Source organism: Sphingobacterium tenebrionis (assembly GCF_037126265.1).
In the GTDB taxonomy this organism is placed as follows: domain Bacteria; phylum Bacteroidota; class Bacteroidia; order Sphingobacteriales; family Sphingobacteriaceae; genus Sphingobacterium; species Sphingobacterium tenebrionis.
Window position 1 is genome coordinate 22,968 of sequence record NZ_JAYLLN010000030.1, and the last position, 22,420, is coordinate 45,387.

Consider the following 22,420-nt stretch of genomic DNA (forward strand, 5'->3'; position numbering starts at 1 on the left):
TTAGCTTTTTTTATAGGAATAGAAAATTACCGTTTAATTCTTATTTTTGCGGGATGATTCCACAAGAACAAAATCACTTTAAATATCCAAAATTTCAGGACCTGATCATTCACGAAGATGATAATCTGATCGTCATCAACAAACCTCCTTTTATTCCATCCTTGGATGCTCGCGAAGGGGGAGAGGTGAATATTTTACGTTTGGCGAAGAAATACCATCCCGATGCGCAGGTTTGCCATCGCTTGGATAAAGATACTTCCGGTATCTTATTGATCGCCAAGAATCCAGAAACGTACCGATTGATGTCCATTGAATTTGAAAAAAGAAGAGTGGATAAAATTTACCATGCCATTATCGATGGTACCCATGTTTTTGAAAACCTATTGGTGGATCTTCCGATCCTCAATCAGGGAAACAAGAATGTTACCATTGATCGGTATAATGGAAAACCTTCAGAAACAATCTTTAATAGCTTGAAGTTTTTCAAGCATTATACCTTGGTTGAATGCAAGCCGATCACTGGTCGCATGCACCAGATCCGGATCCATTTGGCGACACAACATGCTGCCATTGTAGGGGATAGCATGTATAGGGGGAAGCCGGTATATCTTTCGCAGATCAAGAAAAGGGGATATACCCTATCCAAAGACCAGCAGGAACAACCGATCATGAAGAGGTTTGCCCTTCATTCCAAGTCAGTGAAATTCGTACTTGACGGTAAAGAATACAGTTTTGAGGCGGAATACCCTAAAGATTTTGCTACCTTACTGAAGCAATTGGAGAAATTTGATGCTTAATTATGGAAAAAAAGAAGGTTTCTAAGAAAGATATTACCTATTATGTGGTTTTTGCCATTTTAATAGGCTTAATGATATGGCCTACAAGTCGTACCTATATGCAACAGGGTCTGATGAAGATCGGCTTGTTCAAACCTAATATTGAAAAGGGCCAGGTGAATACCGAGGGCTCTGCAAGTCCGATGGTCCTGACGGAGACGATGAGTATTTCGGATCAACAAGGGAATCGCCTGAGTACGCATGACCTGCGCGGAAAAGTAGTGTTCATCAACCTTTGGGCTACCTGGTGTGGTCCCTGTCGAGCAGAAATGCCTTCCATCCAAAAATTGTATGATAAGTACAAGGATAACGATAAGATCGCTTTCCTTTTGGTGGAGATCGAACATGATCAAGAAGGTGCCATAAAGTTTTTAGAGAAAGAGAACCTGAACCTTCCGATCTATTTTCCGGAAAGCCAGATCCCTGATACCTGGATGAGCGGTGCGATCCCAAGTACGGTCGTGCTGAATAAAAATGGAACCCGGGTTTTTGAGCATAAGGGTATGGCCGATTACTCGACCAAAGAATTTGAAGATTATATTATTTCGCTTATCAACGAATAAAAATGACCAAGCAAGAGCTAATTGAACAGATAAAACGTAAGAAGAGTTTTTTATGTGTAGGATTGGATACTGATCTCAGCAAGATCCCTTCACATCTATTGGAAGAAGAAGATCCGATCTTCGCCTTTAATAAAGCGATCATCGAGGCAACGGCTGATCTATGTGTGGCCTACAAACCCAACATCGCTTTTTATGAAAGTTATGGGGTGAAAGGTTGGGAAGCTTTAAGGAAGACCAGCGAGGTACTCCCAAAGGATTGTTTCAGCATTGCTGATGCGAAGCGTGGGGATATCGGTAATACCTCAAAGATGTATGCGCAGGCATTTTTTAATCCGGAGGTTTCGGGTTTGGATTTCGATTCCATTACGATTGCACCTTATATGGGCGAAGATTCTGTTACGCCATTTTTGGATTTTAAAGGGAAATGGGCGATCGTACTGGCGCTTACCTCTAATCAAGGAAGTCTTGATTTTCAGAATTTCAACAATGCGGATGGAAAGCAGTTGTTTGAGGAGGTGATCGATAAGGTGAATACCTGGGGTACATCAGAAAACATCATGTATGTGGTGGGAGCTACCCGTGGGGAAGCTTTTCTTAAGATAAGGGAACATGCTCCAGATCATTTCTTATTGGTTCCTGGAGTGGGTGCGCAGGGCGGTTCATTGGCTGATGTTTGCCAATATGGTATGAACAAGGATTGTGGTTTATTGGTGAACAGTACGCGCGGGATCATCTATGCTTCTCAAGGGAAGGATTTTGCGGAAAGAGCGCGTCAGGAGGCTATCATCCTTCAAAAGGAGATGCAGCAACAGCTTGAATTGCACGGTATTATTTAAGCTTTCGCCAATAAAATCTTACTTTTTGTTAAAATTGTAAGATTTGGCATAATAATTTGTAGAGTAGGGAGACTATTTTCAACTATGAATATTAAAAGATCTCCAATAAAGGCATTGGCGTTGTTATGCGGGGTAGGGTTTCTGAGCAGTTGTAGTTCAGTTTATCTACCGAACGTTCCAGCAACGCCGATGTTCAATAATAAGGGTGAGGGTTATTTAGCAGCTCATGTTAACCTCAAGGGCAATCTTAGCGGAAATGCGGGTGTTGCCATCATAGATAACCTAGCGATCATCGCCAATGGTTCCTACAGCGATTATAAATCCAGTAATCATGATTTTAATCAATACCTCTATGAAGGGGGGCTGGGCTATTATACCTTGGTCGGAAAGTCCAAACGTAGTGTGTTGGAATTTTATGGCGGTTATGGTCTGGGATCTACGTTGGATGTGGATAAAAGAGCCAGTACTACAGGGGCTGATCCGGTGGAATCCAGGGACCTGGATTTCAACAAGATCTTTGTTCAGGCGAATTTTTCATCGACTCGGAAAAACAAGATTAATCTTTTTGGTAAGAAGCGGAGTCTGAATTATGGGACGGCCATTCGTTTGAGCAGAATTAAAATGGATAGTTTTAAGCTGAATGGTGTTGATCATGCTCTGGAGGAGAATGTGTTCGTGGAACCGGTGTTCTTTACACGGATGGAATTGAGCAAGGGACTGCAATTGCAATATACCAATGGCTGGAATATTGGCTTGATGAGCAATGAGTTTTTAAAACCGGGAAATGCGGTTTTTACCTTGGGGCTGATCTATAATTTTGGCAGGAAATAGTATTTAGGAATTATATTAACTAGTTTGGATATGAAAAAAATAGCAGGTTTAATTGTTTTATGTTCGGTATTGTTGCTTTCGGGCTGTCAGGTGAACAAGAAGGCGCAGATAAAAGCCTTGGCTGATTGTGAATATGATGTAGCTTCGGTGGAGCAGGTGAAGTTCAATGGAAAGAACCTTTCGTCGTATAAGGGGGCAGATGGGAATTATAATATCTCTTCTTTGGCAGGATTGGCAGTGGCATTGTTCAGTAAGGAACTGCCTTTGGAAGGAAAGGTGAATTTGAAGATTACCAATCCGGAGGTAAAGAAAGCGGCTTTTAATTCTTTTAAGTATATTATTGAGGTGCAAGGATCGCCTTTGTTTGAGGGAAAGGTGGATCAGAATGTGAATTTAGGGCAGGGGGAGAGTGCTATTGTACCGATGACCTTTAAGGCTAATATTTTTAATAAGGCGAAAGAGAATGGTTTTGAGAATTTCTTTGATGAATTGTTTAATAAGAAGTCGGAAGGGTTTATTGCGCTGAAGATTAAGCCTTCGATTAATATTGCCGGGCAGAATATTTATTATCCTTCTTATATTACGGTGGATAAGAATTTCGGAAAGAAATTATTTGATTTATTTGGGAAGTAGAACGTCATTGCGAGGCCCCCGTCATTGCGAGGAACGAAGCAATCTTTAATCATTGCGAGGCCCACGTCATTGGGAGAAACGAAGCAATCTTAACTCGTCATTGCGAGGAACGAAGCAATCTTCCTTCATGTCATCCTGAGCGCAGTCGAAGGATCTGTTCGGGTACCAAATGTAGATGCTTCGACTTCGCTCAGCATGACAAGTGGAAAGAAAGATTGCTTCGTCGTACCTCCTCGCAATGACGGACCGACCTCCTCGCAATGACGGACCGACCTCCTTGCAATGACGCGGACCCCTCACTCAATCCTACTTATAATCCCTATTAAACGTATACCCCAGCGTCCATTCTATAAAGTCTGCTTTTCCCATATGCGCCTTAATAGAAACCCCCGCATTTAAATTCTTATACACATAATACCTCGCGCCAGCCCTCAAGAAAAACTTCTTAATTTCCCCATTAAACCGTTGGTTGTGAATATAATACCCCACATTCCCATTCAACACCAATCGTTCATTCAATACATGCGCCACATAAAACGAAGGCCCTCCCGACAACTTGGATGCTAATTCCCCCGACTTATCCCCAGCAATCTCTTCATCATTTCCAGACGAAGAATAAAAGAGATCCACCCCCGCACCCAATCGCCACTTATAGGAAACAAACCTACTCGCATACCCACTCAAGGTCGTTTTGAAAAAACGATGATCCAAATCATCCCGCAGTTGCTTAAAACCAACCCCATAATTCAAATGATAATAGATTTTCTTGCTGAAAGGCTCCAGGACAGAATCCCTATGGATCTTCACATCCGGATTAAATTGATAATTAACCGATACCGTAGCCGGTATCAAATTCACGCCTTTATTGGGCAGTGCAAGTGCCCCATTTGAAAAGTGATGAAATGCCAATCCAGCTCCCACTTTTAAATGGTCTGTCAAGCGGTATTGCGCCCGTATCCCCAAATCAATAAACACATTGTTCTTCGATCCAATAACTAGATTCAGAGGGTTTTCCTGTGCGTTATAAGGTTTAAAATTTCCAGAAAGCCCCAACCCCAAACGATAGTCATAGCTCCATTTGCTGTTTTCCTTCGGATAGATAGGTGTTTGTACAAAACCATAAATCGCATAGGGACTTCCGATAATAGGAGAGTTGAACGTGCTGGAATAAATTCCGATACCGTAGATCGGATAATTATATACCTGATAATATTGATCTCTTTTTGCCCTTGATTTAAAACCTACTTTAAGGTTCAAACCGTTATAATATGCCCCCTCATAGGTGGTGTTTTTTAATCCTTTTTGCTGCAATATCCCACCGTTCTCCATCTCAAATTCCAATACCAACGGGCTTTTTACAATTTTTTCTTTGATTTCCTCTACTTGAGCAAAAAGAAAAGAGGGGATTAGGAATGATGATAGGAATAAGAAAAATAGCCTCACGTAGTAAAACAATAACAGTTAATGATAAAGAGCCCAAAAATAGTAATAACTTTGGCTGTGTCCAATTTTATACTCATCATATTTTGTTTGGCTGCTGGCGTGCTCAGTAGGCGGATGAATTGGGTGGCCAAGGATGGATTTAAGGCGTTGAATGCCTGGGTGCTCTATTTTGGTCTACCAGCCTTGTCATTTCGATTTTTACCTCATCTGAAATGGGATAATAACTTGTTGTTTACCATGTTATGTCCATTAATTGTGTTATTAGGCAGTGTTGGATTTTTCTATTTGCTGAGCAGGCAACTTCAATTGTCAAAGCGGTCTAGCCATACCCTGATGTTGGTGGGAGGGCTTAGTAATACCTCCTTTGTTGGCTTTCCATTGATCACAGCCTATTTTGGGGTAGAGGGTTTACCCATCGGCATCGTCAGTGACCAGATGACCTTTTTTCTCTTGTCGACCATTGGGATCATACTGGCCACAAAAGGCGCGCTCAAGCCTAAGAAGAAAGTGGGGGCAGCATTTATTTTAAAACGTGTCTTAACCTTCCCACCGCTGATCGGCTGTTTGTTGGCTTTGACCATTCCCAAATTGATCGATATCAGTCCCTTGGATGACTTCTTTTCTGTTTTAGCATCTACAGTATCTCCCGTGGCCCTATTTTCCATTGGGCTTCAATTGAACTTTGCCATACAAAAAAGTGAGGTTCTCCAGATCTGTTATGCCCTAATCTATAAATTGCTCCTTGCACCAGCTATTGTCTTTGGGCTGGCCATGGCCTTGTCGGCAAAAGGGGAGATCATCAGCATCTCTATTTTTGAAATGGCGATGCCGAGTTTGGTAGCCACCAGTATCGTGATCAACCAATTCAAATTGAATGCTAAATTAGGCAACAGTGTGATCGGCTTGAGTATCCCAATTAGTTTGCTAAGCACCTATTTTTGGTATCAAATTTTGAATTCTTTCTTACTGTAACCGAATTGTTATCAATAATTATATGATATTACTTATCTTTATTGCAATTTAATCAAGCTAGACTTAGTCATTTTTTATTTTAAGGATTATTCATTACAGTTTATGAAAAAAGTACTATTCTTTGCCTTATTGGCAGGAATGCAGATTTCTCAGGCTCAAACTAAACATGAGCGTTTCACACAAAAAATTAATGGAACTAGTCTGGAGTTCACGATGGAAGCCATCCCTGGCGGTGAATTTGAAATGGGGAGTGCAACATCAGCTAAAGCTGACGAAAAGCCTGTTCACAAAGTAAAAATTGACCCATTCTGGATGGGTACCTATGAAGTTACCTGGAATATTTTCGAACCATTTTTATATAAAGATTACGAAGTTACCAAATCGGATGGTGGAAAGGTGCCTGCCAACGTAGATGCAGTGACCAGACCGACCAAACCGTATTTGGATATGACTTTTGGCTATGGCAAGGATGGACAACCAGCCTTGGCGATGACCCATTATAATGCTATTCAATTCTGTAAATGGCTTTACGTTAGGACAGGGGTGTTCTATCGCCTTCCAACAGAAGCGGAATGGGAGTATGCTGCGAGAGCAGGAAGTAAAACGGCCTATTTCTTTGGCGATGATGCCAGCAAGTTAGGTGAATTTGCCGTATACAAAGACAACAGTGGCGGCAAAACAGCGAAAGTAGGACAGAAGAAGGCAAATCCATGGGGATTATTCGATATCTATGGCAATGTAGGCGAATGGACCTATGATCAATATCAAGAAGATTATTACAAGCAATTTGAAGGGAAAGTTGCGGATAATCCGGTGAATGTGCCAACTACTTTATACGCACATTCCGTTCGTGGCGGTTCTTATGAAAGTGAAGCGGTTGATCTACGGTCTGCTGCCCGTCACTTTTCAGATCCTTTCTGGAAGCAGTTGGATCCTCAGATCCCAAAATCGAATTGGTGGTTCCCAGAGGCGCCATTTGTAGGGATGCGTTTAGTAAGACCTGTTAAGCAGCCTAGCCATGAGGAGATTATGGCTTATTACGATAAGGCTCCAATCAAGGATTTTTAATCAACCTAATATATTTCATTAACTCAATTTAAACCTTAAATGGAAAGTTTAAAACGTAGAGATTTTATAAAATCTTCTTCAGCACTGGCAGGCGCAACAGTTTTAACTGCAAGTTCTGTGGGACAAGTGTTCGCTGCGGGAAGCGATGTGATCAAAGTGGCATTAATTGGTTGTGGAGGTCGCGGGACAGGCGCAACATTTGATGCTTTCAATTCAGGCCAAAATATCCAGTTGGTAGCGATGGCAGATGCCTTCAAAGACAACTTGGATGCTACTCATAAAACCTTAGTAGAGAAATTTGGGGACAAGATCAATGTTCCGGATAGCCGCAAATATGTAGGCTTTGACGGCTATAAAGCCGCCATCAAAGATGCCGATGTGGTAATCTTGACGACTCCTCCGGGATTCCGTCCGGACCATTTTGCTGCAGCTGTAAAAGCAGGAAAACATGTTTTCATGGAAAAACCTGTTGCTACTGATATTCCAGGTATCCGTAAGGTGTTGGAAGCTGCCAAAGAAGCGAAAGCGAAGAAATTGAACGTTGTTGTTGGACTTCAACGCCGTTACCAAACAAACTATCGGGAAGCAATCAAACGCATTCAGGATGGCGCTATTGGCGATGTGGTGTCGGGGCAGGTATATTGGAATTCAGGTGGTGTATGGGTAAGACCACGCAAACCTGGACAAACAGAGATGGAATACCAGATGCGTAACTGGTATTATTTCAACTGGTTGTGTGGCGATCATATTGTAGAACAGCATGTTCACAATATCGATATTGCCAACTGGATCAAAGGAAAATATCCGGTTTCCATCCAGGGAACAGGAAGCAGGGCCCATCGTGATGGAAAGGATTATGGAGAGATCTATGATAATTTCGCGATTGAAATGACCTATGATGATGGCGCCGTGGTTTACAGTCAGTGTAGACACTTCGAGGGAATTTCCAACCGAGTGGATGAGACCTTCCAGGCAACAAAAGGGCGGGTTTACCTTTCTGCAGGAAACCAAGCTGTCCTTTGGGATGCGCAAGGAAAGGAAATCTATCGTCATGATCCTAAAGGCAATCCGAATGCCTACCAACAAGAGCATAAAGAGTTATTTGCTGCTATTGCCAACGGAGAATATAAATTTGATAATGCAGAGTATGGCGCATACAGTACTTTAACAGGTATTATTGGTCGTATTGCTTGTTATACCGGAAAGGTAATCAAATGGGATGAGGCAATGCAATCCAATATCGATATCATGCCGGCACAATATTCATTTGATGCGCAGCCGAAGATTGTTCCGAATGCGGATGGTCTTTATCCAGTAGCGGTACCTGGTATCAACGTGGAAAAATATATTTAATAGTGTTGAGGATTTTAGGTTCGATCCTATTGATGGTAATTGGTTGTTCGGCTTATGGCCAACAACCAATTTCTGATTTAGAGCGTTTTGAACTTTTTGGCAAGGCGCAGGGGACAACCTATACGATCAGCTATTATGCCGATGCAGCACGGGTGAAGGTGGAATCGATCGACAGTATTTTCCGGGTGATCGATGCTTCCATGTCCCTTTATCAGCAGGATTCCAAGATATCCAGCTTTAATCTTGCTTCCAGCAGCAAGATCGACATGGACAAGCACTTGCTTCAGGTCATTAAAAAATCATTCAAAATCAATAAGGAATCCAAGGGGCGGTTTGATATAACGGTTAAGCCTTTGGTTGCTTTGTGGGGTTTTGGAACGGAGAAACAGGATGGTCTTCCGGATAGCACTTTGGTTCAACAAACGCTTCAGGTGGTTGGGATGGACAAGCTGAAAAGGAGAGGGAATACATTGATTAAAAAGCTACCAAGTGTTGAAATCGACCTGAATGGAATTGCCCAAGGATATACCGTTGATGTACTTTACGATTTCTTGAAGGGCAAAAAGATCAGCAGTTTTATCATCGAGGTAGGCGGGGAGATTAGGACTTTCGGAAAGAAGCCAGACGATTCATCCTACCGGGTATTGGTTGCTCGACCAGAACAGGCCAGCGCTGTTCCTGATTATGTGATCAATCTCCAGGATAAAGCCATTACCACTTCTGGGAGCTATGAAAAATACCGAACGGTAGACAAGTATCGTTTTTCCCACCATATGGATCCTAAAACAGGTTATCCACTGCAATCGAATATTATTTCCGTGACGGTGATTGCTGAAAATGCGATGGATGCCGATGCCTATGACAATGTATTCATGGCCATGAAACCTTCCGATGCTATTGCATTTGCGAATAAAAAAAATAAAATGGATATTTATTTAATCTACGAAGAGGCCGGGCAAGTAAAAGAAGCCTTTTCTTCTGGATTTAAGAGCTATCTTATAACCGATTAATAAGAAAAAAATTATAAACTAAACCTTACATGAAACGATCAGACTTTTTGAAAAATGGATCACTATTAGTGGGCGGATCATTATTGTCAAGTAAATTAGCAGCGAACGAATCAACTACATCAACTCAAACCATGACGTCAGCCAATCAGCCTTTTAAATTGGATTATGCTCCACATCAGGGCATGTTCAGCGCTACTGCAGGAAAAAATTTCTTAGATGAAATTAAGTATATGCACGAATTGGGTTTCCGTAGCATCGAGGATAATGGGATGCCGGGTCGTTCGGTGGAGGACCAGAAAAAAGCCGGTGATCTGTTGGCGAAATTAGGCATGCGTATGGGTGTTTTTGTAGTCCCTAAGGGCGGAAATGGTGCGAATACATTAGCCGCGGGAAAACAGGAACATATTGATGTTTTCTTGAAGGGATGTCGTGATTCGGTGGAGATTGCCAAACGCTGTAATGCCAAGTGGGTGACCGTGGTACCAGGTGATTACGCTAGGAACCTACCTTTGGGTGTACAAACGGCCAATGTGATCGAAGGATTGAAGCGTGGAGCTGAGATATTTGAACCACATGGTATTACGATGGTCCTAGAACCTCTTAGCGATACCCCAGACCTTTTCCTACGTTTTACCGATCAAACTTATGAAATCTGTAAAGCGGTAGACAGCCCATCCTGTAAAATCCTTTACGATGCTTATCATCAACAGAAGAACGAAGGGAATTTGATCAATCTGATGAACCTTTGTTGGAGTGAGATCGCGTACATACAGGTAGGGGACAACCCAGGCCGAAAAGAACCAACTACCGGAGAGATCAACTATAAAAATGTGTTCAAATGGTTGTATGAAAAAGGTTACAAAGGGATTGTGGGCATGGAACATGGCATGTCCAAAGGCGGGAAAGAAGGCGAAACTGCCCTTGTGAAAGCCTACAGAGAGGTAGACTCCTTCTAATGCTAAAGGGTTTTAGTATTGAAACAAATTCGTTATTAAATTTTGATATTGATTTTATATCGCTATCTTTAATTAGTTACTTTTTAATAAACCTTAAATAATGACTTCATCTATAAAGTTTAAATTGTCCTTCATGATGTTCTTGGAGTTTTTCATCTGGGGATCATGGTTTGTAACGTTGGGTACTTTCTTGGGAAATACCCTTAAAGCATCTGGATTGGAAATATCCAATGTGTTCTCTACCCAATCTTGGGGAGCGATCATTGCACCATTCATCATCGGTATGATTGCCGATCGTTATTTTAATGCTGAGCGCATTTTGGGTATTCTACACCTGATAGGCGCTTTTTTAATGTGGCAATTATATAATAGCGACTCCATTGCCAACTTTTTCCCGTATGTATTGGGCTATATGATCCTCTATATGCCGACCCTATCCTTGGTCAATTCCATTTCCTTCCGACAGATGAAGAATCCTGAAAAGGAATTTTCCGTTATCCGGATGTTTGGAACCATCGGTTGGATCGTGGCCGGATTATCCATTTCCTACTTATTTAAATGGGATTCAGAGGCTGGAATTCAAGAAGGTTTATTAAAAAATACATTTCTGATGGCTGCTGTTGCCTCCTTAATCTTAGGTCTGTTCAGTTTTATCCTGCCTAAGACGCCACCTGCAAAAGTGGAGGCTGGTCAAGGCAAGGAGAGCATCAGTAAAATGCTTGGCTTTGATGCCATCAAACTATTGAAAGATAGAAACTTCTTTATATTCTTTGTTTGTTCTATTCTAATCTGTATTCCATTAGCATTCTATTATCAATATGCCAACCCATTCCTTACGGAAATCGGCTTGGAGAATGCGACAGGAAAGATGACCATCGGACAGATCTCCGAGGCTTTATGTCTTTTGTTATTGCCGGTGTTCTTTACCCGTTTTGGATTTAAGAATACCATCTTATTGGGTATGCTTTGTTGGGTATTGCGTTATCTGTTGTTCGCATTTGGTGATGCAGGCGAGCTTACCTTTATGCTGTTGTTAGGTATTGCCCTGCACGGTATCTGTTATGATTTCTTCTTTGTATCCGGACAGATCTATACCGATTCGAAAGCAGGAAAAGAATATAAGAGTGCGGCGCAAGGATTGATCACTTTGGCAACCTATGGGGTTGGTCAATTGATCGGATTCTGGGTTGCGGGTTATGTAAGTGATATGTATGTAGATCTGAAAGCCACTGATCTTCCACAATTCTGGAACCAATTATGGATCGTTCCTGCGGTAATCGCATTTGTGGTATTCGTTATCTTCTTGATCTTCTTCAAGAAAGAAACCGTGAAAAATCAATCTGAAACTATATAAAACTAAACAATAATGGTAGAGAATAATGTATATGATGCTATTGTTATTGGATCTGGAATCAGTGGCGGTTGGGCTGCCAAAGAATTAACTGAAAAGGGTCTGAAAACAATCATGTTAGAACGTGGAAGAAACGTTGAACATGTAAAGGATTATCATGCAAATAAGGACACTTGGGAATACCCACACCGTGGCGGAAGGACCAAGCAGATGGAAGAAGATTATCCTGTCCTTAAGCGTGATTATCCATTGAATGAAAAGAATCTTGATTTTTGGGTGAATGAGAAGGAAAGTCCATACACCGAAGTAAAAAGATTCGATTGGTTCCGCGGATACCATGTAGGTGGTCGTTCTTTAATGTGGGGCCGCCAGTCTTACCGTTTTGGGGATCTGGATTTTGAAGCGAATTTAAAGGATGGACATGGCGTAGATTGGCCAATCCGTTATGCTGATATTGCACCTTGGTACAGTTATGCTGAAAAGTGGGCTGGTATTTCTGGAAACCGTGATGGTTTGGATGTATTGCCGGATGGCGATTTCCAACCCGCTATGGAATTCAATGTGGTGGAAAAGGATCTTGCAGAACGCCTTAAAAAGCAATATGGTGGTAATCGCCACTTTATCATGGGTCGTACCGCAAATATTACGAAACCACATACCGGGCGTATCAATTGTCAGTACCAAAACCAATGTTGGTTGGGATGTAATTTCGGAGGATACTTCAGTACGCAGTCTTCGACTTTGCCACCAGCCATGAAAACTGGTAATTTGACCTTACGTCCTTTTTCCATCGTGACCAAGATCATTTACGATAAGGATACCCAAAAAGCAAAAGGGGTAGAGATTGTGGATGCGGAAACAAATAAAACCTATGAGTTCTATGCCAAGGTTATTTTCGTTTGTGCATCGGCTTTCAATTCCACTTGGGTATTGATGAACTCGGCAACCGATGTTTGGGAAGGTGGATTGGGAAGTAGCTCGGGCGAATTGGGCCACAATGCGATGGACCACCACTTCCGTTTGGGAGCAGGAGGAAAGGTAGAAGGCTTTGAAGATAAATATACCTTCGGAAGAAGACCTACAGGATTATATGTTCCGCGTTTTGTGAATGTTCCTGGAGATACCAAAAAGCGTGATTATGTGCGTGGATTTGGATACCAAGGATCGGGAAGCCGTGGCCGCTGGTCGGGTGAGATTGCGGAGATGGCTGTTGGTGGTGCTTGGAAAGATGCGATGTGTGAGCCAGGAAACTGGGGGGTTGGTTTTACCGCCTTTGGTGAGATCCTTCCCTACCATGAAAACCGGATCTTCTTGGATAAAACCGTGAAGGATAAATGGGGCTTACCTGTCTTATCGATGGACATGGAGATCAAGGACAATGAGCACAAGATGCGTAAAGACATGACCGAAGAAATGAAGGAAATGTTGGAATCCATTGGTGTGAAGGATGTGTATACCTACGATAGTGGTTACAACTTCGGTATGGGTATCCATGAAATGGGAACTGCACGTATGGGTCGTGATCCAAAAACATCCGTACTGAATGGTAACAACCAGGTTTGGGATGCTAAAAACGTATTCGTTACGGATGGTGCTTCCATGACTTCGGCAGGCTGTGTGAACCCTTCATTGACCTATATGGCATTGACGGCAAGAGCTGTTGATTTTGCTGTCAGTGAGCTTAAAAAAGGAAATCTATAAACAACTAAACCGTAAAATATGAGTAATTCAAATTCTAGAAGAACGTTCCTAAAGAACACAGCGATTGCTGCTGCTGGAATCAGCATTGTCCCAAGACATGTTTTGGGGGGTACTGGATTTACAGCACCAAGTGATAAATTGGTGGTTGCAGGTATTGGTGTAGGTGGAAAAGGGGAGAGTGATATCAACGAATTCTATAAAAGTGGAAAGGCTGACATCGCTTATCTATGTGATGTGGATGACCGTCGTGCTGCAAATTCTGTAAAACGTTTCCCGAAAGCGAAATATTATAAGGACTTCCGTACGATGTTGGATAAGGAACACAAACACATTGATGCGGTTTCTGTTTCTGGTCCAGACCATAACCATGCTTTACATGCTTTACCTGCTATGCAATTGGGTAAGCACGTATATGTTCAAAAGCCATTGGCACATGATGTATGGGAAGCACGTGTATTGACACATGCAGCTAAAAAATATAAAGTTGTAACCCAAATGGGTAACCAAGGCGCATCAAATGATGGCCCTCGATTGGTCAAAGAATGGTACGAAGCTGGTTTGATCGGTGATGTGCATACAGTTTACTGTTGGACTGACCGTCCGGTATGGCCTCAAGGTATTGCTTGGCCATCCCAAAAGGCGGAGATTCCGAAGGAATTGGCTTGGGATCTTTGGTTAGGAACTGCTCCTAAAAAGGATTTTGTGGATAAATTGGTTCCATTCAACTGGCGTGGCTGGTGGGATTACGGAACAGGTGCATTGGGCGACATGGGATGTCACTTATTGGAAGTTCCATTCTCGGTATTGGGCCTAACGTATGTGCAGGATGTACAGGCATCTGTAGGTTCGGTATATGTGGATGAGTTCAAACGCGGATACTTCCCTGAAAGTGCGCCACCTTCGAGCCATGCGACCATGACTTTCCCGAAAACTGCCAAAACAGCTGGACCGGTTACTTTACACTGGATGGACGGTGGTATTCAGCCTGCTCGTCCGGAAGAATTGGGTGCAAACGAAATCTTTGGTGATGGTGGAAATGGTATCTTGATGGTCGGTACGAAAGGAAAGATCCTTGCGGATACCTATGGTGATAAGGCTCGTTTGTTACCAACATCCAGAACAGAACAAGTAGCACAGAAATATGCACGTGTACCGGGACAATCTGGTGGACACTATGCACAATGGGTGGATGCTTGTATCGCTGGATATGGTAAGAAAGAAGTTTCTGCTCCATTCGAGATTTCAGGTCCATTGACTGAAGCTTTATTGATGGCTAACCTTGCTATTCGTGGTGCTGATCTAAGAATTGATGGTGGATATCCTGGACGTAACTTGAAGTTGTTATGGGATAACGATAATATGAAAGTGACGAACTTTGATATTGTTAATCAGTTTGTGAAACGTGAGTACCCTCAAGGTTGGGAAGTTAAATATACGTTATAATTTTTAAAGAGATGATGAATAGAAGAGAAGCATTAAGACGCGTAGCTTTTATTGTCGGCGGAACGGTGATTGGCTCCAAATTGTTTTTGGAGGGCTGTTCTAGACCTGCATCTAAAGATGTTGCGGCATTGTTCGAAGGTGATTCACCTGCATTTTTAGGTGAGTTGGCGGAGGCTATTCTACCCAAGACATCCACACCTGGAGCTAAGGAAGCTGGCGTAGGTGATTTCATTCCGGTAATGATCCGTGATTGTTACGATGAGAAGGATCAAAAGGCATTTTTAGATGGCTTTAACGGAGTGGATAAACGTGCGCAGGATGAGTTCAAAAAAGGTTTCAATGAATTGACTGCGGATGAAAAGCTGAAATTTGTTGATAAGTGGGATAAAGAGGCGAAAGAATACCAAAAGAATAAGAAGGAAGAGGAAGCTAATCATTTCTTTACGATGATGAAGCAATTGACCTTAACTGGTTTCTTTACTTCGGAGGTAGGCATGAAGCAGGCTTTACGCTTTGTGAAGATCCCTGGAAAATATGATGGGGCTTATCCTTATAAAAAAGGGGATAAAGCCTGGGCTTTATAAGGAAAGGTTTTTGGTAAAGCGATAAGGCTTAAACACCGTCATTGCTAGGCCATACGTCATTGCGAGGAGGTTTTTCCGTCATTGCGAGGAGGTACGACGAAGCAATCTTTGAACTTTCTCATCCTGAGCGTTGTCTTTTTGTAAACCTGAGCGGAGTCTTATTGTCATACTGAGCGGAGTCTTTTTGTCATCCTGAGCGTAGTCGAAGGATCTGTACGGTTACTCACGAACAGATGCTTCGACTCCGCTCAGCATGACATGTGGGAAGATTACTTCGTTCCTCGCAATGACGTTTGGCCTCGCAATGACGGATTTATAGATTGCTTCGTTCCTCGCAATGATGTTTGGCCTCGCAATGACGTTTGGCCTCGCAATGACGTTTAAATTTTCCTTCTACCCACCTTCATTAAAAAATGAATCCTACCTTCCTTTTCAATATTAAAGGTCGTATAACCATCTTTCTCCTCACTTTTATTAATATCCACAACCTCCCCAAACTTCAACTCCTTCAAAAAATTCATTTCCAACGATTTGATCGATCCATCCAAAACCTCCTTCGGATTCATCGCATCAAAACACCATTCCATATATTTCACATTATTCGCATGATTCACAATATCCAGATCCGATAATTTAATCTGATGCTCTGCAATCTTCTCAAAATCAATATTTCCATCTATTTTCGCAACCTGCTCCCTAGTACTATACCTATCCCCTAATACATGATCATAATCCGTCTTAATAGCGATATGATCAGCTCTTCTGGTAGCCATATTAAATACTACCCATAAACTGGATGCTCTAACCAATACCTTATCATGCTGGATCACCTCAAAATTCCTTAAAGACCTGGTTCCAGTAAATTCCTGTATCCAGGTACGGATGGTAATTTTCTCCATATATCTCGGCAAGGCATCCACTTCGATCAACATCCTGCTCAATACCCAAGACTGCTTGATCTTCAGCATCTCCCGGTATCCAAAGCCAATTTCCTCCGCGTGTTCACTCGCTGCTAATTGTAAAAGGTTATTCAATTCACTAAACTTTACCTGCCCATTGGAATAGCATTGGGTAAAGTTCATCCAATTCTCCTTTTCGAAAATTCCCATAATTATTTTTATTATAATGCGAATGTAACTAATTTAATATTCTGCTTTAAAATCTTGTCTAAATATATTTAAATGGCTAAATTAACGTTAACCTTAATAAACATAAATAATAATGATTGGAACATTGATACAAAAAGAAGACGTCGATAAATTTAGATTTATCCCCGCCGAAATCGACAACAGCGCACCATTCATGAGTAAATTGCAGAATGCCTTGCGATTAGGTAATGAGTTTAAGTCGAAGACTTCTATTGTTTTTAATACGGAGGATGGACCAAAACGCATTGAGACTACTGTCTGGTCGTTAACCGATCGATATATCCAGATCAAAAATGGAATTCTGATTCCTTTGAGATCGCTTATTGAAATTGACTACTAAAAAAGAGAGGTTCAACCTCTCTTTTTTCTTTCCCCATAAAAGCTCGTATTTTTGATCCATTGAGCCAGAACCTTAATCATGAAAAAAATTCTTTCTACATCTGCTTTAAAACAACTTGATCTGGCCACTATCCATAATCAAGAAATCAGTTCATGGGAATTGATGGAACGGGCGGCCTTTGCTGCTTTTCAAGCAATATTCCATGATTATCCGGATATTCTTCAAGCGGAAGTTAGTATCCTCTGTGGAAAGGGCAATAATGGGGGCGATGGATTGGCGATGGCAAGGATGATGCGAGGAGTAGGAATTAAGGTACAGGTATTTCTATTGGAATCAGTGGACTATTCAGCGGATAATCAAGAGAACCAAAAGCTTTTGGATGAATTCCAAAAGGTTACTCTAAATGAACACCTAGTCCTAAACACATCTACCTATCTTATCGATTGCCTGTTTGGTTTTGGTCTAAACAAAGGCCTGGATCATTCCTGGAAATATCTCATCGAACAGATCAATGCATTTGAAGGAACTGTCCTTTCTATCGATATGCCCTCGGGGTTGCCGGTTGATTTTCCATTGGAAGAAAATCCTATTGTTGTAGAAGCGGATCGGGTCTATAGCTTTGAACTTCCCAAACTTTCTTTTTTCATGCCGCAAAATGGACGTTACGTCCTGGATTTTACCTTGATTCCCATCCAATCAGACCAAGCAACCTTAGAAGATTTAAGCAGCAACTACTACTACCTAGAAAAGGAAGACATCAGGAAATTGCTGAAAAATAGATCCAAATTCTCTCATAAAGGGATTTATGGACATGGCTGTATTATTGGAGGAAGTCTTGGAAAAATGGGAGCAGTGATACTTGCTAGCCGTGCAGCGCTGAGAACCGGATGCGGTTTGGTCAGTAATCTCACCCCTACATGCGGCCATCAGATCCTGCAGATAAGCCATCCAGAAACCATGGTCATAATGGACTCCGGAGAAGAAAACCTTCGTGATTTTCAGCTCCCACAGTCCTACCAAGCCATTGCCGTCGGTATCGGAATGGGGACCTCAGAAGAAACAGAAAGGGGGTTAGGTTTGTTCCTGCAATCTCTGGATAAAGATCAGGCTTTGGTATTGGATGCTGATGCATTGAACCTATTGGCTCTAAATCCCCATTGGTTGGGTCATTTGCCTGAAAATAGTATTTTATCACCTCATCCTAAAGAATTGAAACGCTTGATCGGCGAATGGGATTCTGATGAAGATAAGTTAATGAAGGCGGTAGATTTTGCTATTGCACATAAGGTTGTATTGCTTATCAAAGGAGCAAATACGGCCGTCATCAATAGTGAGGGGACTGTGTATTTTAATAGCAGTGGAAATCCTGGAATGGCCACGGGTGGAACTGGAGATGTGCTCACGGGAATTTTAGCGGGTTTAAAAGCACAGGGCTACACCGCTTTAGAAGCGGCATTGATAGGTGTTTATGCACATGGTCTGGCCGGAGATCTTGCAAGTACGGAATTAAGTGAAGAAGGCATGATCGCTGGCGATCTGATAAACTACTTGCCAAAGGTCTGGAACATTGTCCGACAGGATTAGATGTCCAAACCTTTCTGTTCTTCCATTTCAAAAACAGAGTCAATTTTCCAATTTGCCTTGTCCTTGGATGCTTTAACCGCCAATTGATCACACCGTTCATTCAGCGGATGTCCGGCATGCCCCTTTACCCATACCAATTTGATCTGGTGATGCTTGTATAGATTCATCAGCCTTAACCAGAGATCCTTATTTTTCTTGCCCTGGAATCCTTTCTGCATCCAGCCGTATACCCAACGCTTATCAATGGCATCGATCACATATTTGGAATCTGAAAAAATAGTGACTGTTTGGTTCAGGTTTTTTAATGCTTCCAAGCCAACGATGACCGCCAGAAGTTCCATTCGGTTGTTGGTTGTTCTACGAAATCCTCCATAAAATTCCTTTTCCAAAAGTTTTCCTTGAAATTCTGGGTTTGCACCTTGATAAACTGCTCTTAAAATGGTTCCATAACCACCCGGTCCGGGGTTACCACTTGAAGCGCCATCAGTATATAGTTCAATCATTGCTGTTCGGATTTTGTTGGATATGGTATTTTTCTTTTAAATAATGGATGATTCCTGAAGTGATGATCACAATGGCCAAGCCTATGAAACAGCCCAATCCTGTCGCTAATGCACGATAGATAGGGGTGAAGGTCAATTGGGTATGATGCGGTTCGATCATGATGATCAACAATGCGACGATGGCTACCCTCGCCATGTTCATGATCTTAAATATTCGACAGAAGATAATCGTGATCACTATCCCCACCATGATGGTATAAACTGATTTGGGCATGAGCCAAACACAACCCATCGCTACAATGGAGCCCACAAAATTAGATTTAAAACGTTCGATGGATAATCTCTTGGAATCCTTTTCTTCGGGAGATATCACTAGGATTATCGATAACAAGGCCCAGAAAACTTCGAATTGTTTAAACTTTAGGTATAGTAAATACCCAATTGCAAAGCCAATTAAGCATCGAATGATATAAATCAAAAGGGCAGAGCTGACCGCTCGTTTAATGAATTGAACCTGTTTGTCCGATACTGTCATCAGCGCAAAAATACGGCTTATAAATTATTAAGGGAATATTAAATGTAAAAACTGGGTTTTCTATGGGAGAAGCACCCAGTTTTAAGTGGAATGATTATTTATTACTATAAATAGTGGGTGGGCAATTTCAGGTTCTGTTAGTCTGTTTCAGGTTAGTGTTTTACTTTGTTTAAATCTAAGTTAAATAAAAAAAGTGAGCAATGGTTTGAACCAGCTCACTTTTTTTAAAATTTTTATTGTAATTATTCTCGAATTAAATCTTTCGGATTTTTTACCTTACTACTCAATAAAGCAAGTTGTATCACTTCCCTCATCTCCGTTACATAATGGAAGGTAAGGTCTTTAACATAATCTTCCTTGATCTCTTGGATATCCTTCTGATTGGCTTTACAAAGAATAATTTCCTTGATGTTGGCTCGCTTAGCGGCAAGGATTTTCTCTTTGATACCCCCAACAGGTAAAACTTTCCCTCTCAAGGTAATTTCTCCCGTCATAGCTAACTTTTGTTTCACCTTGCGTTGTGTAAATAAGGAAGCCAGCGCCGTCAGCATGGTGATACCTGCTGAAGGACCATCCTTAGGTGTTGCACCTGCAGGTACATGCACATTCACATCCCATTGGTCAAAAACTTTATAGTCAATGCCGAATTCATCAGCATGCGAACGTAAATAAGCCATGGCGATCAAGGCAGATTCCTTCATTACCTCCCCTAAATTCCCTGTTAAAGAAAGTTTGCCTTTCCCTGGACTTAGGCTGGATTCGATAAATAAGATATCTCCTCCAACAGAGGTCCAAGCTAAGCCTGTAACCACACCTGCTGTATCGTTGTTCTCATAAAGATCTTTATCGAATATAGGCGCGCCTAAAATCTCTTCGATCAGTTCTGCATTCAAATTACGATCATACGGCTTTTCCATCACGATTCGGGTCGCAATTCCGCGCACCACCGATCCGATTTTCTTTTCTAAACCACGAACACCGGATTCACGCGTATATTCTTCGATGATTTTTTCGATCATCTTTGGTTTCAACGAAATATCCTTGGCCTGAATCCCATGCATTTCCCTTTGCTTCGGCAACAGGTGTTTTTTCGCAATCTCGATCTTTTCCTCAATGGTATACCCATTCACTTCGATGATTTCCATACGATCCAACAGAGCCGGCTGAATACCACTCAGTGAATTTGCCGTTGCTATGAACATCACCTTGGATAGATCATATTCCATTTCTACATAATGATCGTAAAAATGGGTGTTCTGTTCCGGATCCAATACCTCAAGAAGAGCTGAAGAAGGATCTCCTTTAAAATCAGAACCTATCTTATCGATCTCGTCCAATACAAATACTGGATTAGATGTTCCTGCTTTCTTCAAGGATTGAATGATCCTACCTGGCATAGCACCAATATAGGTTTTACGGTGTCCACGGATCTCCGCTTCATCCCGAATACCACCCAATGCCATTCGGGTATATTTTCTGCCCAATGCTTTAGCTATGGATTTACCAAGGGAAGTCTTACCAACTCCCGGAGGGCCTACTAAGCATAAGATCGGAGCTTTCATATCATTCTTTAGCTTTAATACCGCCAAATATTCAATGATACGTTGTTTTACCTTTTCTAATCCATAGTGATCCTTATCCAAGATCCTTTCTCCACGATGCAGGTCGAAATTGTCTTTGCTGTATTCTCCCCAAGGAAGATCTAGCATTAACTCCAGGTAATTCAGCTGTACTGAATAATCTGCAGCAGCAGGATTTATCCTTGCTAGTTTTTCCAATTCTTTCTGGAAATGTTTAGCAACTTCCTCTGGCCATTTCTTAGATTTAGCTCTTTTCTTAAGCTCCTCCAATTCCAGGTCAGGCGTACTTCCACCCAATTCTTCCTGAATGGTTTTCAATTGCTGGCTTAGGAAATAATCACGTTGCTGTTTATCCAAATCCACCCGTACCTTATTCTGGATCTGGTTTTTCAGCTCCAACATCTGGATTTCGGTGGTCAGGTGCTCCAGCAATTGCTGCGTGCGTTTTACAAAGTCGCGGGTTTCCAAAAGATCCTGTTTCTGCTCTAGCTCCAAAGAAAGGTTCGAAGAGATGAAATTGACCAGGAAAGTAGGACTCTCAATATTTTTGATTGCTATCCCCGCTTCACTTGGAAGGTTTGGAGAAAGCTGGATGATCTGAAGTGCCAATTCTTTAACCGAAGAGATCAAAGCTTTGAACTCTTTCGATTTTGTCTTTGGTTTTTCTTCAGGAAATTTCTCTACGGTCGCGATCAGATAAGGTTCTGATTGGATCAATTCCTTAAGTTTCACACGTTGTTTACCTTGGATGATGACCGTAGTGTTTCCATCAGGCATCTGAAGGATCTTGATGATATGGGCTACAGTTCCTACTTTGTTCAACTGATCGAAAGTAGGATCTTCCACATTCATATCTTTTTGCGAAACCACCGCGATTGTCCGATCACCCTTATAGGCATCCTTGATCAATTTGATGGATTTGTCCCTTCCAACGGTAATGGGAATAACCACACCTGGAAAAAGCACTGTATTTCTTAAAGGTAATATGGGTAAGGATTCTGGTATTTCAGCATTCCTCAATTCATCTTCATCTTGCTGGGTCAACAAAGGGAAGAATTCGGTTTCCTCGTTGATGATGGGCATGGATTGGGTGAAGTTGAATGGATCATTTTTGCTCATAAGCGTTATATCATACAGCCGACAAGTTGTC

Annotated in this window: 21 protein-coding genes; 16 read left to right on the forward strand and 5 right to left on the reverse strand. The window is 41.8% G+C overall.

Translation table 11 applies throughout. The annotated features are described in order from the left end of the window. Nucleotides 1–53 precede the first annotated feature (53 nt). The 5 genes from VJ786_RS12035 to VJ786_RS12055 all read left to right on the forward strand — a co-directional run bounded on the left by VJ786_RS12035 (nucleotide 54) and on the right by VJ786_RS12055 (nucleotide 3,699). Nucleotides 54–797, forward strand: a complete 744-nt coding sequence (locus tag VJ786_RS12035; protein ID WP_099366620.1) for an RluA family pseudouridine synthase — start codon at nucleotides 54–56, stop codon at nucleotides 795–797. 2 nt (nucleotides 798–799) lie between these two features. Beyond that, nucleotides 800–1,399, forward strand: coding sequence for a TlpA family protein disulfide reductase (locus VJ786_RS12040; RefSeq protein WP_099366619.1), 600 nt, complete (start codon nucleotides 800–802; stop codon nucleotides 1,397–1,399). A gap of 2 nt (nucleotides 1,400–1,401) precedes the next feature. Continuing rightward, entirely contained in the window at nucleotides 1,402–2,235 is an 834-nt protein-coding gene (gene pyrF / locus VJ786_RS12045; protein WP_134776864.1) for an orotidine-5'-phosphate decarboxylase, read from the forward strand. A gap of 84 nt (nucleotides 2,236–2,319) precedes the next feature. Next, the gene (locus tag VJ786_RS12050; RefSeq protein ID WP_134776863.1) at nucleotides 2,320–3,066 is read left to right on the forward strand and encodes a hypothetical protein; all 747 of its coding nucleotides are present in this window, start codon (nucleotides 2,320–2,322) and stop codon (nucleotides 3,064–3,066) included. Between the two features lie 30 nt (nucleotides 3,067–3,096). Next, complete coding sequence (locus VJ786_RS12055; RefSeq protein WP_099366616.1) at nucleotides 3,097–3,699, forward strand: hypothetical protein; 603 nt, start codon at nucleotides 3,097–3,099, stop codon at nucleotides 3,697–3,699. Nucleotides 3,700–4,005: 306 nt separating this feature from the next. Here VJ786_RS12055 and VJ786_RS12060 read toward each other — a convergent pair whose 3' ends face one another. Continuing rightward, nucleotides 4,006–5,142, reverse strand: a complete 1,137-nt coding sequence (locus tag VJ786_RS12060; protein ID WP_245153302.1) for an acyloxyacyl hydrolase — start codon at nucleotides 5,140–5,142, stop codon at nucleotides 4,006–4,008. A 57-nt stretch (nucleotides 5,143–5,199) separates the two neighbouring features. Here VJ786_RS12060 and VJ786_RS12065 point away from each other — a divergent pair, with 57 nt between their 5' ends. From VJ786_RS12065 to VJ786_RS12105, 9 genes are all read left to right on the forward strand, one after another. Continuing rightward, nucleotides 5,200–6,114, forward strand: a complete 915-nt coding sequence (locus VJ786_RS12065) for an AEC family transporter (protein ID WP_167554249.1) — start codon at nucleotides 5,200–5,202, stop codon at nucleotides 6,112–6,114. A gap of 102 nt (nucleotides 6,115–6,216) precedes the next feature. Beyond that, nucleotides 6,217–7,182 (forward strand): formylglycine-generating enzyme family protein, encoded by a 966-nt coding sequence (locus VJ786_RS12070; protein ID WP_134776861.1) that lies wholly within the window; start codon nucleotides 6,217–6,219, stop codon nucleotides 7,180–7,182. Between the two features lie 39 nt (nucleotides 7,183–7,221). Further along, a complete protein-coding gene (locus VJ786_RS12075; RefSeq protein WP_134776860.1) occupies nucleotides 7,222–8,535 on the forward strand; it encodes a Gfo/Idh/MocA family protein in 1,314 nt (437 codons plus the stop codon). A gap of 2 nt (nucleotides 8,536–8,537) precedes the next feature. Further along, on the forward strand, nucleotides 8,538–9,545 hold the full coding sequence (locus tag VJ786_RS12080; RefSeq protein WP_134776859.1) for an FAD:protein FMN transferase: 1,008 nt from the start codon (nucleotides 8,538–8,540) through the stop codon (nucleotides 9,543–9,545). Nucleotides 9,546–9,574: 29 nt separating this feature from the next. Next, nucleotides 9,575–10,501: a hydroxypyruvate isomerase family protein gene (locus VJ786_RS12085; protein ID WP_134776858.1), complete on the forward strand. Its 927-nt coding sequence runs from the start codon at nucleotides 9,575–9,577 to the stop codon at nucleotides 10,499–10,501. 100 nt (nucleotides 10,502–10,601) lie between these two features. Beyond that, the gene (locus VJ786_RS12090) at nucleotides 10,602–11,855 is read left to right on the forward strand and encodes a nucleoside permease (RefSeq protein ID WP_099366610.1); all 1,254 of its coding nucleotides are present in this window, start codon (nucleotides 10,602–10,604) and stop codon (nucleotides 11,853–11,855) included. Between the two features lie 12 nt (nucleotides 11,856–11,867). After that, a complete protein-coding gene (locus VJ786_RS12095; protein WP_134776857.1) occupies nucleotides 11,868–13,553 on the forward strand; it encodes a GMC oxidoreductase in 1,686 nt (561 codons plus the stop codon). Between the two features lie 18 nt (nucleotides 13,554–13,571). Continuing rightward, on the forward strand, nucleotides 13,572–14,996 hold the full coding sequence (locus VJ786_RS12100) for a Gfo/Idh/MocA family protein (RefSeq protein WP_336557791.1): 1,425 nt from the start codon (nucleotides 13,572–13,574) through the stop codon (nucleotides 14,994–14,996). 11 nt (nucleotides 14,997–15,007) lie between these two features. Further along, a complete protein-coding gene (locus VJ786_RS12105) occupies nucleotides 15,008–15,580 on the forward strand; it encodes a gluconate 2-dehydrogenase subunit 3 family protein (RefSeq protein WP_245153301.1) in 573 nt (190 codons plus the stop codon). 380 nt (nucleotides 15,581–15,960) lie between these two features. On the opposite strand, the gene VJ786_RS12110 is transcribed toward VJ786_RS12105, so the two are convergent. Continuing rightward, nucleotides 15,961–16,689, reverse strand: a complete 729-nt coding sequence (locus VJ786_RS12110; protein WP_134776855.1) for an acyl-[acyl-carrier-protein] thioesterase — start codon at nucleotides 16,687–16,689, stop codon at nucleotides 15,961–15,963. A gap of 112 nt (nucleotides 16,690–16,801) precedes the next feature. Between VJ786_RS12110 and VJ786_RS12115 the strand changes: the two genes are divergently transcribed. Continuing rightward, entirely contained in the window at nucleotides 16,802–17,068 is a 267-nt protein-coding gene (locus tag VJ786_RS12115) for a hypothetical protein (protein WP_180268466.1), read from the forward strand. Nucleotides 17,069–17,146: 78 nt separating this feature from the next. Then, complete coding sequence (locus VJ786_RS12120; RefSeq protein ID WP_134776854.1) at nucleotides 17,147–18,652, forward strand: NAD(P)H-hydrate dehydratase; 1,506 nt, start codon at nucleotides 17,147–17,149, stop codon at nucleotides 18,650–18,652. Here VJ786_RS12120 and rnhA read toward each other — a convergent pair. From rnhA to lon, 3 genes are all read right to left on the reverse strand, one after another. After that, the gene (gene rnhA, locus VJ786_RS12125; RefSeq protein WP_099366603.1) at nucleotides 18,649–19,155 is read right to left on the reverse strand and encodes a ribonuclease HI; all 507 of its coding nucleotides are present in this window, start codon (nucleotides 19,153–19,155) and stop codon (nucleotides 18,649–18,651) included. The two genes, VJ786_RS12120 and rnhA, sit on opposite strands and share 4 nt — an antisense overlap. Further along, nucleotides 19,148–19,690 carry an FUSC family protein gene (locus VJ786_RS12130; RefSeq protein WP_099366602.1) on the reverse strand — a complete coding sequence of 181 codons (543 nt, stop codon included), beginning with the start codon at nucleotides 19,688–19,690 and terminating at the stop codon, nucleotides 19,148–19,150. The genes rnhA and VJ786_RS12130 overlap by 8 nt, the downstream gene beginning before the upstream one ends. 242 nt (nucleotides 19,691–19,932) lie before the next feature. After that, nucleotides 19,933–22,389: an endopeptidase La gene (lon, locus tag VJ786_RS12135; protein WP_099366601.1), complete on the reverse strand. Its 2,457-nt coding sequence runs from the start codon at nucleotides 22,387–22,389 to the stop codon at nucleotides 19,933–19,935. Between the last annotated feature and the right edge of the window lie 31 nt (nucleotides 22,390–22,420).